The 14,491-nt window shown below is 74.2% G+C and carries 8 protein-coding genes; 2 read left to right on the top strand and 6 right to left on the bottom strand.

The genetic code is table 11. The annotated features are described in order from the left end of the window. Window positions 1–3: 3 nt before the first annotated feature. The gene (locus NQU55_RS07070; protein ID WP_168090966.1) at window positions 4–7,206 is read right to left on the bottom strand and encodes a non-ribosomal peptide synthetase; all 7,203 of its coding nucleotides are present in this window, start codon (window positions 7,204–7,206) and stop codon (window positions 4–6) included. A 142-nt stretch (window positions 7,207–7,348) separates the two neighbouring features. Here NQU55_RS07070 and NQU55_RS07065 point away from each other — a divergent pair, with 142 nt between their 5' ends. Beyond that, window positions 7,349–8,482, top strand: coding sequence for a M20 family metallopeptidase (locus NQU55_RS07065; protein WP_168090965.1), 1,134 nt, complete (start codon window positions 7,349–7,351; stop codon window positions 8,480–8,482). A gap of 86 nt (window positions 8,483–8,568) precedes the next feature. Here NQU55_RS07065 and NQU55_RS07060 read toward each other — a convergent pair whose 3' ends face one another. Further along, window positions 8,569–9,570, bottom strand: a complete 1,002-nt coding sequence (locus tag NQU55_RS07060) for an ABC transporter substrate-binding protein (RefSeq protein ID WP_168090964.1) — start codon at window positions 9,568–9,570, stop codon at window positions 8,569–8,571. Window positions 9,571–9,746: 176 nt separating this feature from the next. Between NQU55_RS07060 and NQU55_RS07055 the strand changes: the two genes are divergently transcribed. Beyond that, on the top strand, window positions 9,747–10,556 hold the full coding sequence (locus tag NQU55_RS07055) for an ABC transporter ATP-binding protein (RefSeq protein ID WP_058042681.1): 810 nt from the start codon (window positions 9,747–9,749) through the stop codon (window positions 10,554–10,556). A 47-nt stretch (window positions 10,557–10,603) separates the two neighbouring features. Here NQU55_RS07055 and NQU55_RS07050 read toward each other — a convergent pair whose 3' ends face one another. From NQU55_RS07050 to NQU55_RS07035, 4 genes are all read right to left on the bottom strand, one after another. Next, window positions 10,604–11,755, bottom strand: a complete 1,152-nt coding sequence (locus tag NQU55_RS07050; RefSeq protein WP_256790055.1) for a serine hydrolase domain-containing protein — start codon at window positions 11,753–11,755, stop codon at window positions 10,604–10,606. Further along, window positions 11,752–12,300: a cupin domain-containing protein gene (locus tag NQU55_RS07045; protein WP_179083461.1), complete on the bottom strand. Its 549-nt coding sequence runs from the start codon at window positions 12,298–12,300 to the stop codon at window positions 11,752–11,754. The genes NQU55_RS07050 and NQU55_RS07045 overlap by 4 nt, the downstream gene beginning before the upstream one ends. Window positions 12,301–12,423: 123 nt before the next feature. Further along, the gene (locus NQU55_RS07040; protein WP_168095653.1) at window positions 12,424–13,029 is read right to left on the bottom strand and encodes an RNA polymerase sigma factor; all 606 of its coding nucleotides are present in this window, start codon (window positions 13,027–13,029) and stop codon (window positions 12,424–12,426) included. A gap of 249 nt (window positions 13,030–13,278) precedes the next feature. Then, window positions 13,279–14,478 carry a hypothetical protein gene (locus tag NQU55_RS07035; protein WP_168095652.1) on the bottom strand — a complete coding sequence of 400 codons (1,200 nt, stop codon included), beginning with the start codon at window positions 14,476–14,478 and terminating at the stop codon, window positions 13,279–13,281. Between the last annotated feature and the right edge of the window lie 13 nt (window positions 14,479–14,491).

Raw genomic sequence — 14,491 nt, 5'->3', positions numbered from 1 at the left:
GGGTCAGTTCTCCAGGTTCTGCAGACGGTCGGCGATCACGCTCGCGATGTGCGCGATCGGTTCGGGCAGGGTCATGTCCTTGTGCGAGCAGGCGACGTCCGTGTTGTCGATGCGCCCGGTCACGTACGGGGTCCAGGTGTCGGGGGTGAGCTCGTCGTCGATGGTGTCGACGGTGGCCCGGAAGAAGAGCACGTCGCCCTCGTACACCCGGTGGTCGAAGGCGCGCACCAGGTGGTTGGTGTTGAGGTAGGTGCGGTTGAGGGCCTCGATGGTGGCGTCGTCGAGGCTGGCCAGCGGGGAGCCCTCGCGGCGCAGCACGTCGGTGACGTGGGCGAGTTCGAAGGGCTTGCCCTCCAGGCTGTCCGGGCCGTAGCCGCCCATGGCCAGGAGCGCTTCGAGCGCCTCGGCCTGGTCGGGCACGGGCAGCTCGCGGAAGCCCTCGGCGGGGTAGGCGTCGAGGATGGCCAGCAGCTCGACCTCCTGGCCCAGGTCCTGCAGACGGGTGGCCATGGCCTGGGCGATGATGCCGCCGGTGGACCAGCCCAGGAGGCGGTACGGGCCCTCGGGCTGCACCTCGCGGAGCCGGTCGACGTAGTGCGCGGCGAGCTCCTCCAGGGTCCGCGGCAGCGGCTGCGCGGCGGTGGCCGGGCCGACGCCCTGGGCCTGCATGCCGTAGATCGGCACGTCGGCGGGCAGGTGGCGGATCAGGCCCGCGTAGCACCAGCTGAGGCCGCCGGCGGGGTGGACGCAGTACAGCGGGGCCTTGTCGCCGGGCGCGGCCGGGCGCAGCGGCAGCAGGACGTCCAGCGCGTCGGTCCGCTCCGAGGCGTCGAGCGCGGCGTCCAGGGCCGCGACGGTCGGCGCCTGGAAGATGGTGCCGATGCCGACGTCGGCGCCGAGGGCGTCCTTGACGCGTCCGGCGAGGCGCACGGCGAGCAGCGAGTGGCCGCCGAGGTCGAAGAAGTTGTCGTCGACGCCGACCCGGGGCAGGCCCAGGACGTCGGCGAAGATCGCGCAGAGCTGTTCCTCGCGGGGCCCGCGGGGGGCGCGGCCCTCGGTGACGGCGGAGGCGAGGTCGGGGGCCGGGAGGGCCTTGCGGTCGAGCTTGCCGTTGGCGGTCAGCGGCAGCCGGTCGAGGAGGACGACGGCCGAGGGCACCATGTGGACGGGCAGTTCGCCGGCGGCGTGCTCGCGCAGCGCGGCGGGGGTGACGTCGCGGGCCGGGACGGCGTAAGCGACGAGGCGCTTGTCGCCGGGGGTGTCCTCGCGGACGACGACGGCGGCGTCGGCGACGTCGGGGTGGTCGGCGAGGACGCCCTCGATCTCGCCGAGCTCGATGCGGAAGCCGCGGATCTTGACCTGGTGGTCGGCGCGGCCGAAGTAGTCGAGGTTGCCGTCGGGGCGGCGGCGGGCGAGGTCGCCGGAGCGGTACATGCGGGTGCCGCTCTCGCCGAAGAGGGCGGCGTAGGGGTCGGCGACGAAACGTTCCGCCGTGAGGGCGTGCCGGCCGAGGTAGCCGCGGGCCAGACCCTCGCCGGCGACGTACATCTCGCCGGTGACGCCGGGCGGCACGGGCTGCAGGTACGGGTCGAGGACGTAGACGCGCAGGTCGGGGATGTTGACGCCGATGGTGCTGGAGGCGCCCGCCGCGGCCTTGACCCGGTCCAGGGCGATGTACGAGACGTGCACGGTCGTCTCGGTGATGCCGTACATGTTGACGAGCGTGGGCGCGTCCTCGGCGTGGCGCTCGTACCAGTCGGCGAGGCGGGCCAGTTCGAGGGCCTCGCCGCCGAAGACGACGTAGCGCAGGGCCAGGTCGCTGCCGGGGTTCTCCTTGTCGGCCGCCATCAGCTGGTAGAAGGCCGACGGCGTCTGGTTGAGGACGGTGACGCTCTCCGCGGCGAGCAGGCGCAGGAAGGCGGCCGGGTCGCGGCTGACGAGGTGGGGCACGACGACGAGGCGGCCGCCGTGCAGCAGGGCGCCCCACATCTCCCACACGGAGAAGTCGAAGGCGTAGGAGTGGAAGAGCGTCCAGACGTCGGTGTGGTCGAAGCCGAACCACTGGTCGGTGGCGGTGAACAGCCGGACGACGTTGTGGTGGGTGACGGGGACGCCCTTGGGGCGGCCGGTGGAGCCGGAGGTGTAGATGACGTAGGCGACGTCGTCCGGGCGCACGGGCCGGACGCGCTCCTCCGGGGCGAGGTCCGCGGCCCCGTACGCCTCGGCCTCGGCCCCGTCGACGAGGACGACGGGCAGGTCGTGCGCGGGGATGCGGGCCGCCGTGGCGGTGTCGGTGACGACGGCGGCGGGCGCGGCGTCCTGGAGCATGTACGCCAGGCGGTCGGCCGGGTAGTCGGGGTCCATCGGGAGGTAGGCGGCGCCGGCCTTGGCGACGGCCAGCAGGCCGGTGACCAGCTCCAGGGAGCGCGGCAGGGCGAGCGCGACGATGGAGCCGGGGCCGATGCCGCGCGCGGCGAGCAGCCGCGCGAGGCGGTTGGCCCGGGCCGACAGCCCGGCGTAGTCCAGCGACGCGCCGTCGCACGTGACGGCGGTGCGGCCGGGGTGGCGGCGGGCGGCGTCCTCGTAGAGCTCCACGAGGGTCTGCTTCGAGGGCGCGGGGGCCGGGGTGCCGGTGTTCCACTCGACGAGCAGGCGGTGGCGCTCGTCGTCGCCGAGCATCGGCAGCAGGCCGACGGGGGTGTCGGGGTCGGCGGCGGCAGCGGTCAGCAGGCGCGTCAGGTGGGCCGACAGGCGCTCGGCGGTGGCGCGGTCGAAGAGGTCGGTGCGGAACTCCAGGAAGCCGGCGATGCCGCCGCCGGGCTGCTCCCCCGCGTTCAGGGTGAGGTCGAACTTGGCGGTGCCGGACGGCGTGGCCGTCATCGCGGCGGTCAGGCCCGGGCCCATGGCGAACGCCGCGTCGGGCAGGGACTGCCAGGCGAGCATCACCTGGAACAGCGGGTGCCGGGCCAGCGAGCGCGGCGGGTTGAGCTCCTCGACGAGCCGGTCGAAGGGCAGGTCGCCGTGCTCGTAGGCGCCGAGCGTGGCGGTGCGCACGCGCTCCAGCAGCGTGCGGAAGGCGGGGTCGCCGGAGGTGTCCGCGCGCAGGACGAGGGTGTTGACGAAGAAGCCGACGAGGCCCGCGGTCGCGTCGTCGTCGCGGCCGGCCACGGGGGTGCCGAGCGGGATGTCGGTGCCGCAGCCGTAGCGGGTCAGCAGGGTCGCGAGGGCGGCCTGGACGACCATGAAGACGCTGGTGCCGGTGGTGCGGGCGAGCGCCTCGACGGCGGCGTGCGCGTCCGCGCCGAGGTGGAAGGGCACGGTGTCGCCGGCGTAGGAGGCGACGGCCGGGCGCGGCCGGTCGGTGGGGAGTTCGAGCTGGTCGGGCAGGCCGGCGAGGGCCTGCTTCCAGTGCTCCATCTGGCGGTCGGCGAGCGCGGTGGGGGCGTCGGCGGTGCCGAGGAGCCGCTGCTGCCAGGCGGTGTGGTCGGCGTACTGGACGGGCAGCGGCGCGAGTTCGGGGGCCCGGCCCGCGGCGCGGGCCGTGTAGGCGGCGGCGAGGTCGCGGGCGAGGGGCGTGGTGGAGGCGCCGTCGCCGGCGATGTGGTGCAGGAGGAGGAGCAGGGTGTGCTCCGTCCCCCCTCCCGTGAACAGGGTGACGCGCAGCGGGGGTTCGGCGGCCAGGTCGAAGCAGTGCCGGACGGCGGCGGTGACGTCGGCCGTCAGCGGGGCGGTGTGGAGCTCGGGGTACGCCTCGTCGGCCGTCAGGATCCGCTGGTAGGGCTCGTTGTCAGTGGCCGGGTATACGGTCCGGAGTGTTTCGTGACGCTCGGTGAGGTCGCGCAGGGCCAGGCGCAGTGCGTCCTGGTCGAGCGGGCCGGTGAGGGTGAGGAGCAGGGGGATGTTGTACGTGGGGCTGGGGCCTTCGAGCCGGTGCATGAACCACAGCCGCTTCTGGGCCGGGGAGAGCGGCATCCGCTCCGTGCGCGGCACGGCCACGAGGGCGGGGCGCTCACCGGCCGGCGCGCCGGGGGCGGTGTCCAGGAGGGCGGCGAGGGCGGCGGGGGTGGGGTTGCGGAAGACGTCGGCGAGGCCGAAGCCCTCGCCCGCGCTCTCGCGGATCCGGGCGGCGATACGGCCGGCCAGCAGGGAGTGACCGCCCAGGGCGAAGAAGTCGGCGTCGGGGGACGGCGGGGCGTCCAGGCCGAGGACGTCCTGGAAGAGGGCGCAGAGCGCGGCTTCCTGCGGGGTGCGGGGCTCGCGGGCGGCCGGGCCGGCGGTGGGCTCGGGGTCGGGCAGGGCGCGGTGGTCGAGCTTGTCGTTGGCGGTGCGGGGCAGGGCGTCCAGGGCGAGGATCGCGGTGGGCACCATGTGGGCGGGCAGCTGCCCGGCGAGGTGGGTGCGAAGGGCCTCGGTGTCGAACTCCGCGGCCGTGCCCCCGGCGGGGACGGCGTAGCCGAGCAGGCGCTTGCCGTGGGCGGTGTCGCGGGCGATCACGGCGGCCTGGGAGACCGCGGGGTGGGCGGCCAGCGCGGCCTGGATCTCGCCGAGTTCGATGCGGAAGCCGCGGATCTTGACCTGGTCGTCGGCGCGGCCGAGGAATTCGAGGGTGCCGTCGGGGCGGCGGCGCACCAGGTCGCCGGTGCGGTACATGGCGGCGCCGGGCTCGCCGTGGAGGGCGCCGAAGGGGTCGGCGGTGAAGCGTTCGGCGGTCAGGTCGGGGCGGCCGAGGTAGCCGCGGGCCAGGCAGGCCCCGGCGATGTAGAGCTCGCCGGTGACGCCGTCGGGCGCGGGGCGCAGGGAGGAGTCGAGGACGTAGGCGCGGGAGCCGCGGACGGGTCTGCCCTGGGGGGTGCCGTCCTCGCCGGCCAGCCAGTAGTAGGCGTCGACGGTGGTCTCGGTGGGGCCGTAGAGGTTGACGGGGCCCAGGCCCTCGGTGGCAGCCAGGCGCCGCCAGAGCGGGTCGGGCACGGTCTCGCCGCCCACCACGACGACGGCCGGGTGGTGCCGGCCCTCGTCCAGGAGTCCTTCGGCGAGGAGGGCTTCGGCGTAGGAGGGGGTGACGTCGAGGTAGTCCAGGCGCTCGTCGTGGACGTAGCCGGCGAGGGCGGCGGGGTCGCGGTAGCCGGCGTCGTCCAGCAGGTGCAGCTCGTGGCCGTGGACGAGCCAGATCAGCGGGTCCCAGGAGGCGTCGAAGGCGAAGGAGGCGCTGTGGCCGATGCGCAGGCGGTCGCGGCCGGTGCGGGCCACGGCGGGGGCGATGTGGTCGCTGCCGTGCCCGGCGTGCAGGTTGGCCAGCGAGGCGTGGGTGACGACGACGCCCTTGGGGCGGCCGGTGGAGCCGGAGGTGTGGATGATGTACGCGGCCTGACGGAGCGTGGGCGCGGCGGGTGCGGTCGCCGGGCGGGCGTCGATGCGGGCGCGGGTCTCCGGGTCGTCCAGGAGCAGGGTGGGGACGGCGTGCGGGGGCAGTCCGCGCACGGCGTCGGCGGTGCCGACGAGGCAGCCGGGCCGGGCGTCGTCGAGGACGGCGGTGATGCGCTGGGCGGGGTGCCCGAGGTCGAGGGGCTGGCAGACGCCGCCCGCCTTGAGAACGGCGAGCAGGGCGACGACGGTCGACGCGCTGCGGGGCAGGGCCAGGGCGACGGGGATCTCCGCCGTGACGCCCGCGGCGGTCAGCTCGTGGGCCAGGCGGTTGGCGGCGGCCTCGAGTTCGGCGAAGGTGAGGGTCTCGCCGCCGCTGCGGACGGCCGTGGCGCCGGGGGTGCGGGCGGCCTGCGCGCTGAAGAGCTCGGGCAGGGTGTGCTCGGCGGGCGGCTCGGTGCGGCCGGCGGTGGCGCGGCGGATTCCGTCCGCGTCGAGCAGGTCGAGGGTGCCGACGGGCCGGTCCGGGTCCTCCAGGAGGAGGCCGGTCAGCGCGTCGAGGTAGCGCAGGAAGGCCCCCTCGTGGGCGGCGAGTTCCGCGTCGGTGTAGCGGCCGGGGTTGGCGTCGAGGCCGAGGAGGAGGGAGCCGCCGGGGCCGGGGGTGACGGTGACGGCGAGGTCGTCGACGGGACCCGCGGCGAGGTTGCGGACGGTGCCGGGCGCGCCCGCGAAGTCCAGGGCGCCGTCCTCGAAGGGCTTGATGTTGACCATGGGGCCGAAGAGCGGCCGGTCGCTGCCGGTGAGGCCGAGGTCGCGGCGCAGGTCCTCCAGGCGGTAGCGCTGGTGCCGGCCGGCGGCGCGCACGGCGAGGACGACGCGGCGCACCAGTTCGGCGCCGGTGTCCCAGGGGCGGACGGCGAGGCGCAGCGGCATGACGTTGACGGTCATGGCGGGGGTGCGCAGGGCGGCGCGGCTGCGCCGGTTCTTCAGCGGCAGCCCCAGGAGGACGTCCTGGGCGCCGGATATGCGGTGCACGTAGCCGGCGGTGGCGGCCATGACGAGCTCGGCCCAGGTGCTGCCCTTGACGGCGGCCGCCGCCTTCTCCAGGCGGGCGCGGGTGCCTGCGGGGAGGACGGCGGTGCGGCGCAGGACCGTCGTGGCGGGCGCGAAGGGGCGGGCGGAGAGGGAGGCGGGCTCGGGCCGGTCGCCGAGGTGGGCGAGCCAGTGGTCGCGGTCGGTGGCGTGCTGGGCGCTCGCGCGGTAGGCGGCTTCCTCGTCGGTGAGTTCGCGCAGGGGCGCGAAGTCCGCGGCGGCGGGCTCCTCGCCGGCGGCGAGCGCGGTGTAGACCTCGGCGACGCGGCGGCCGATGAGGGTCAGGGCGTAGGCGTCGACGGCGAAGTGGTGAACGCGCTGGTACCACCAGTGCAGTTCGTCGTCGATGCGGAAGAGCGCCTGGGTGACCAGGGGGCCGCGGGTGAGGTCGACCGGGCGGTCGAGGTCGGCGCGCATCCATGCCTCGGCCTCGGCCCAGGGGTCCCCGGCGGTGCGCAGGTCGATGCGGTGGAGCGCGGGCTCCTGTCCGCCGGCCAGGCGCTGGGCGGGGGCGGCGTTCTCGTCGGCGGGGTCGGCCGGCACGGCGAGCAGGGCGAGGGTCTCCGCCTCGCCTGCGGTGCGCCGCAGGGCCCGGGCGAAGAGCTCCTCGTCCAGGGGGCCCCGGATCTCCACGCAGTCACCCGTGTTGTAGACGGGGTTGTCAGGGGCGAGTTCCTGCGCGTACAGGATTCCGGCCTGGGCCGCGAGCAGCGGCAGCGCGGCAGGAGAAGTCTCGGCCTCGTGGTGACGCATGGTGTGGGGACTCCCGTTGTATGACAGCGATCTGGCCACACCGGTACCCCCCGGTATGTCAGCTTAGGTAAGCCTAAGCTATTTTTTGCCTCACCGTGAGAGTCTCCCACCACAGGGTGGGGAACGAACAGGAGCACCGATCATGACCGCGGCCGACGGCCTCAGAACAGCCCTGCGCGAGCGCGTACTCGCCCACCGCGACGACCTCCTGTCGCTCAGCAGGCGCATCCACGCGCACCCCGAGACGGCCTTCGCCGAGCACCGTGCCGCCGGCTGGTGCGCCGAATTCCTGCGCGGGCACGGCTTCGACGTGACGGCGCCCGCGTACGGCCTCGACACCGCCTTCTCCGCGACGACGGGTTCGGGACCGGTCACGGTGGCCCTCGTCTGCGAGTACGACGCCCTGCCCGGCCTCGGGCACGCCTGCGGCCACAACCTGATAGCCGCGGCCGGCCTCGGCGCGGCCCTCGCCCTCGCGCCCCACGCGGACGAACTGGGGCTGACGGTACGGGTGCTGGGCACGCCCGCGGAGGAGCGCGGCGCGGGCAAGGCGCTCATGCTCGACGCGGGCGCCTTCGACGGGGTCGACGCCGCGATGATGGTGCACCCGTGCCCGTTCGAGGTCGCCGAGTTCCGCTCGTTCGCGCTCGGCACGCTCTCCGTCGCCTACACCGGCAAGGCCGCCCACCCGAGCCTCAACGCGCACGAGGGCCGCAACGCCGCCGACGCGCTGACCGTCGCCCAGGTCGCCCTCGGGCTGCTGCGCCAGCAACTGCCGCCGCAGTGGAAGGTGCACGGGGTGACCACGGGCGCCGGCACGGCGCCCAACCTGATCCCCGACCGCGCCACGGCCGAGTACGAGATCCGGGCCTCCGCGGCCGAGGACCTCCGGGAGCTGCGCGAGCGCGTCGAGGCGTGCTTCCGCGCGGGCGCCCTGGCCACCGGCTGCGAGGTCGAACTGACCCGCCCCGAGCCCGACTACCTGGACTTCCGCACCGACGCGGGGCTCGTCGCGCTCTGGCGGGACAACGCCCGTGCGCTGGGCCGGCCCGAGCCGCTGCAGCGGGACGCCTTCGCCTGCACGGACATGGGGAACGTCTCGCACGTCGTGCCGTCGATCCACCCGGTGCTCGACATCAGCGGCGGGGCCTGCGGCCCGCACGAGGCGGAGTTCGCCGACGCGGCCGTGTCGCCCCGCGGCGAGCAGGCGCTGCTCGACGGGGCGGTCGGGATGGCCTGGACGGCGGCCGACTTCGCGGCGGCGCGCCGCGCCTGACCGTTTCGGGGCTCCGCCCCGGACCCGGCCCCCCGATCGCCGGACGGCTCCGTTGCCTGCCTGTCCGGCGATCGGGGGCGAGGCGGCTACTTCGCCGACAGGGCCTTCACGATGTCGTCCACGACGACCGTGCTGGCGATCGGGCCGCCGCGCGTCGACCACACCGAACCGTTCACCGTCACGGCGTGGTTCTTCTTGACCGCGCCGAGGTCCTTGTACGCCGGCTTCTCCTGGACGTCCTTCAGCGCCTTCTCACCGTCGGAGGTGAGGGTCGACAGGAACAGCCAGTCGCCGTCGATCTCGTTGATCTTCTCCAGGCTGAGCGCCGGGGTGTGGGCGTTGCCGTCCTTGTCCTGCGCCTTGGGGCGCTTGAGGCCCATGTCCAGGGCGACGCCGCTGGCGAACTGCTTCTTCTCCATCCAGCTGGGGCCGTCCGGGTTCCAGCGGACGATGCTGACCTCGGCGCCCTTGTTGTCGCCCAGGCCCTCGCCGGCCTTCTTGGCCTTGGCCTCGTAGTCGCCGATGACCTTGTTGGTCTCGTTCATCTTGTTCAGGGCGTTGCCGATGCCACGGAAGGAGAGCTTCCAGTCATCGGTGGGGGCCATGGTGACCAGCGTGGCGGGGGTGATCTCGCGCAGCTGCTTGAGCATCTGCTCGTCCTGCATGTCACCGGCCAGGATGAGGTCGGGCTTGGCGGCGACGACCTTGTCCATCACCGGCTGCAGCAGGTTGCCGACGACGTTGATGTCCTTGACCTTGTCGGCCAGGTAGGCCGGCGGCTTGCTCAGGCCCTGGCCGTTGGTGATGCCGACCGGCTTGACGCCCAGCGCCAGCACCGCGTCCAGGTCCTCCTGGGTGAGCGTCACGATGCGCTTGGGGTTGGCCGGGACCTTCACCGCGGTGCCGGTCGCGTCCTTGACGGTGCGGGTGCCGCCGCCCGACTCGGCCGCGCTGTCGGACTTCTTGTCCGAGCCCTTGTCGGAGTCCGAGCCACAGCCGGTGACCAGCAGCGCGGCCGTCCCCACAGCGGCGAGCACCTGCACCGCACGGCGCGGGGCGAACGGGAGGAGGCGGGTGGGTGTGGTCATCAGAAGGCTCCGGGCGTGGGGTGAAGACGGGGGACGGAAAGGAATGGCAAAAGGACGGCAGGCAGCACGAGGAACCCCTCGCACCGGCCCGCAATCGACATTAGGTTAGCCTTACCTTAAAGCTCTCCCCATGGGAGGGTCCATATCAGCCGGCGATCTTCTGGAAAGGCCCGCCTGTGGAGCTCCGCGTCGAACAGCTCATCGCCGGATACCCCGGCCACCGCGCCGTGGCGGGAGTCGACCTCACCATCCCCTCCGGCCGGGTCGTCGCGATCGTCGGTCCCAACGGCTGCGGCAAGTCCACCCTGCTGCGCTCCGTCGCCCGGCTCCACCAGCCCGAGTCCGGCCGGGTGTACGCGGGCGACGCCGACATCTGGCAGCTGAAGCAGCGTCAGGCCGCGCACCGCATCGCCCTGCTCCCCCAGTCGCCGCTGGCCCCCGAGGCGGTCACCGTCGCCGGGCTCGTGCGCTACGGACGCCACCCGCACCAGGGCCTGTTCCGCCAGTGGTCGCGCGACGACGAGCGGGCCGTCGAGGAGGCGCTGCGGGCCACGGGCGTCGCCGCGCTCGCCGGCCGCCGGCTCGATCAGCTCTCCGGCGGCCAGCGCCAGCGCTGCTGGCTCGCGATGGTCCTCGCCCAGGAGACGCCCATCGTCCTCCTCGACGAGCCGACCAGCGCCCTGGACATCGGCCACGCCGTCGAGGTGCTCGACCTCGTCCGCGAGGTGGCCCTCGCCGGCCGCACGGTCGTCATGGTCCTGCACGACCTCGCGAGCGCCGCCCGCTACGCCGACACCGTCGTCGCCATGAAGGACGGCCGCGTCGTCGCCCACGGCGCACCGCGCGACGTCGTCGACACCGCCCTGGTGCGCGAGCTGTACGGCATCGAGGCCGACATCCTGGAGGCCCCCGCCGACGGCTCCCCCGTGGTCGTCCCGGCCCGGCGCGCGCCGGTCGCCGCGGCCGCGGTCGCAGCCGCCTCGTAGACGGACCCGTAAGAGAGCCCTCAGCCGAAGCCACGGCGGAAGCCGGGTCAGAAACCGGCCGCGTACCGCCAGAAGTCCCGCATCACCCCGGGCGGAGCCGGCACGGTCATCTGCACCTGTGTGAGCAGGACGGTCACCAGGCCGGTCGAGGGGACGAGGTGCGCTGCCGTCCCGGTGCCGCCGATCCAGCCGTAGCGGCCCGGGACGTTCCACGGGTCGGCGGCCGCGACGTCGACCGCGCCGCCGTAACCCCACCCCTGGCCCTCCAGGAACAGCCCGGCGCCCTCGCGCTGTGCCCTCGTCAGGTGGTCGGTGGTCATCTGCCGCACCGCCGCGGGCGACAGCAGCGGCCGCCCGCCGTCCGTCGTGCCCCCGGCGAGGAGCATGCGGGCGAAGGCGTGCAGGTCGTCGGCGGTCGAGACGAGCCCGCCGCCCCCGGCCGGGAACGCAGGCGTGCTGCTCCACTGCCCGTCGGGCGGATCGGCCAGCTCCAGGCCGCCGCCGGGAACGGGCCGGTACAGGCTGGTGAACCGGCCGAGCGCGGCGGCCGGGACCGCGAAGCCGGTGTCGGCCATGCCCAGCGGCTCGAACAGCCGCTCGGCGAGGAAGTCGGGCAGGGGACGGTCCGCGACCCTGGCGATCAGCACGCCCAGGACGTCCGAGCAGGTCTGGTAGAGCCAGGCCTCGCCCGGCTGGTGCAGCATCGGGATCCGGGCCAGGGCCGCCAGCCACTCGTCCGGCGGGAGGTTGTCCCGGGGTTCGAGGATGTGTCCCTGCACCTCCTCGAACAGCGCCGCGACCGCCGGCAGCGAGAAGTCGGCGGGGAAGCCGTAGCCGGCACGGAAGGTGAGCAGATCCGCCACGGTGACCGGCCGGGCGGCCGGGACCACGTCGCCGACGGCCGACTCCGGCGTGCGGACCACCACCGGGGACGCCAGCTCCGGCAGCCACCGCCCGATCGGGTCGTCCAGGGCCATCCGGCCGTCCTCGGCCAGCATCATGGCGGCCGCGGCGGTGACGGGCTTGGTGAGCGAGGCGATACGGAAGACGGAGTCCCTCGTCATCGGGGCGGTGCCGTCGGCGTCGAGCGAGCCGAGGGCCTCCGCCTCCACCCGGCCCCCACGGGCCACCAGAGCCACCGCCCCCGGCACCGCACCGCTGCGGACGTGCGGTTCGAGGACGTCGTGAAGGTCCGTCACGAGCCCGCCGCGGGGCCCGCGGTGCGCAGCGGCGTGAGCTGCTCGATGTCGTAGCGCACGCGCAGGGCGGCGATCGCCTCCTGGTCGACCGGCGGCCCCGCCTCGAGGATCTCGAAGAGCTCCTCGAAATAGCGCTCGTGGTCGGGCGGCGGCGAGGCCTGGAAGAACATCCGCACCGGCTCCGACGTGGGGTTGGCGAAGGCGTGCGGGCAGCCCGGCGGCACCAGGATCACCGTGCCCGGCGTGGCGCGGGCGTACCGCTGCCCGGCGGCCGAGCGCCACTCCCGCCAGTGGTCCCGCGTGCGCACGAGCGGCTCGAAGGCGAGGACGTCCAGCTCGCCCTCCAGCACGTAGAAGAGCTCCTCGCTGCGGGTGTGCAGGTGCGCGCCGACGTCGAAGCCGGGCGGGACGACGACCTCGAAGCTGGAGGCCGCGCGCGAGTGCTCCCCGGTGACCTTGAAGGTCACCTGCTGGGCGGGGGTGACGAGGGTGCGCCCCCCGCCGGGCGGCACGACCAGACCGTCCTGGGCGGAAATCAGGGTCATGGCGGCGGTCCTTCCCGGCGGCGTTCGACGTCGTGGCGGAACCACGTCGTCCGGCACTCCGGAGAATTCCCGTTCGCACCGGACGGCATCCGTGCTCTCACTCGTACGGGTCAGGGGGCAGCACTACTTCCCCCCGCCGGAATGCCCGGCCTCCGAAGGGACTTCCAGCGCGGACACCGCCGACACCGCCGCGACGACCTTGCGCTTGGCGTGGCCGATGAGCGAGCGCGCGGCCGCCCGCTCGACGCCGAGCAGGTCCGCGACCTGGGCCACGGTGTAGCCGATGACCAGGTTCAGCACGAGCGCGTCGCACTGCCGCTCGGGCAGCCGGGCGATGGCCGCGTACAGCGCCGTCCGGCTCTCCAGGATCCGGAACCGCCGGCCGCGCTCGGGCTCCGGGGCGTGCGCCGCGCAGTGGAGGGCGGCCGTCGGCAGCGCCGTGCCGCGCCGGTGCCGGGCCAGCCAGCCGGCCACGTGCTCCTTGAGCAGCGACCAGGCGTAGGAGTCGGCGGAGGGCTGGCGCAGCGCGTACGGCCACTGCGCGCACAGCCGGTCGAAGGCGGCCTCCGTGATGTGCGCGGCGGCTTCGGCGTCGCCGGTGTGGACGTAGGCATACGCGCCCCACCTGTGCTCGTGCAGTTCGCGGAAGGCCGTGAAGGCGATCTCCATCCGGCGCTCGGAGGGGCGGGTGGTCCCGGCGGGCCCGGGCGTCCGACCGCTGTCTCTCATGGGCGCCTCTCGTCGCGTGTTCTCCTGCGTCTTCTGCGTTCTTCCAATGAACCGGAAAAACAGACCCCGCCGTGCCACAACCCCGTAAAAAATCTGGCTCTCCGCAGCGGAGCGGTTACCGGCCGGTGGCCCCACTCGGCCCGCATCCACGACTGGTTCCCCGGCGGGCGGACGGGCCGGCCCACGGCCGCGGAAGCCGTCTGCCGCGCCGCGGTCGCCCGCAAGCCGTGAACCGCGCGCCCCTCGCCCTCATATCGCGTACTTCCACACCGTGAGCATGAAGGCGCCGTACCAGCAGCCGAAGAGCGTGGCCGCGCACAGCACGGTCACCGCCGTACGGGTGCGGGCAGCCGCCAAAGCACGCGCCACGGGGACGAGGAAGAGGACCGCGGGTATGAGCAGCCGCAGCTTGGAGTGCGAGTAGTTGCTCTGGGCCAGGGTGAGGACCACGATGCCCGTGCCGTAGACGAGCAGCGGCGGCCAGGTGCCGCGGTGCCAGGTGAGCACGGTGGCGCAGGTGAGGGCGAGCAGGATCACGGCGGTGCTCACCGAGACCCAGCCCTCGCCCCGGCGCAGCGTCTCGCCGAGGAAGTCGAGGAAGGCCGCCCCGTTGTCCCAGTGGGTGCCCCAGCCGGCCTCCTGGATGCGGAACCAGGCGTCCGGGTCACCGATGCGCCGCCCCACCCACCACAGGTAGAGCGGCGTGCCGAGGCAGCCGAGGACGACGGCGGCCAAGGGCCGCGGGGTGACGCGGCGTTCGCGCAGCAGGTGCAGGAGGACGGCGACGGCGAGCGCCGCGGCGACGGCCGCGGCGGCGGGCCGGGTCAGGCCGGTGAGCAGCGCCAGCGTCCCGGCGGTGAGCCAGGCCTTGCGGTGCGCGGCCAGGAGCGTGCCGGCGGCCAGGGCGAGGAAGAGCGACTCGCTGTAGGACATGAGGAAGGACAGCGCCATCGGCTGCGCCCCGGCGAGCAGCACGATCGCGAAGAGGGCGGTGCGCCCGTCGTGGAGCCGGGTCAGCAGGCGGTGCACGACGATCAGTGCGGCGAGCAGCGCGAGGTGGGCGGTGACGATGCCGGAGGTGCCCCAGTCGAGCCGTGTGACGGTGTGGACGGCGCGGATCAGCATCGGGAACAGCGGGAAGAACGCGAGGTTGTTGCCCGTGAGGCTGCCGTCGTCGGTGTAGGAGTACCTCTGGGCGTAGCCGTCCTGGGCGATGCCCACGTAGAGGTTGCCGTCCCAGGCCAGCAGGCGCTCGCGCAGTCCGGGGCCGTCCGCGTCGCTCATGGCGGACAGGATCAGCAGGTGGAGCACGGTGGTGACCGCGTAGACGGCGCACGCGGGCAGCAGGAACCGGAAGATACGTTTCCCTCGCTGCCGTGCCGACGGCTCCGGCGGGGCCGGTATCGCGCCGGGACCGGCGGTGGAGGAGTCGGGTACGAGAGCCGTCATGAGCGGTCATGCC

The sequence above is a fragment of the Streptomyces telluris genome (genome assembly GCF_024519335.1).
Taxonomy (GTDB): domain Bacteria; phylum Actinomycetota; class Actinomycetes; order Streptomycetales; family Streptomycetaceae; genus Streptomyces; species Streptomyces telluris.
Note: the sequence above shows the minus strand (reverse complement) of the source record. Positions and strands in the feature narration are given on the sequence as shown.

Bases quoted from the DNA above. Each gene is read 5' to 3' on its own strand.
- NQU55_RS07070 (WP_168090966.1), bottom strand. From the start codon at position 7,206: ATGCGTCACCACGAGGCCGAGACTTCTCCTGCCGCGCTGCCGCTGCTC.
- NQU55_RS07065 (WP_168090965.1), top strand. From the start codon at position 7,349: ATGACCGCGGCCGACGGCCTCAGAACAGCCCTGCGCGAGCGCGTACTC.
- NQU55_RS07060 (WP_168090964.1), bottom strand. From the start codon at position 9,570: ATGACCACACCCACCCGCCTCCTCCCGTTCGCCCCGCGCCGTGCGGTG.
- NQU55_RS07045 (WP_179083461.1), bottom strand. From the start codon at position 12,300: ATGACCCTGATTTCCGCCCAGGACGGTCTGGTCGTGCCGCCCGGCGGG.
- NQU55_RS07040 (WP_168095653.1), bottom strand. From the start codon at position 13,029: ATGAGAGACAGCGGTCGGACGCCCGGGCCCGCCGGGACCACCCGCCCC.
- NQU55_RS07035 (WP_168095652.1), bottom strand. From the start codon at position 14,478: ATGACGGCTCTCGTACCCGACTCCTCCACCGCCGGTCCCGGCGCGATA.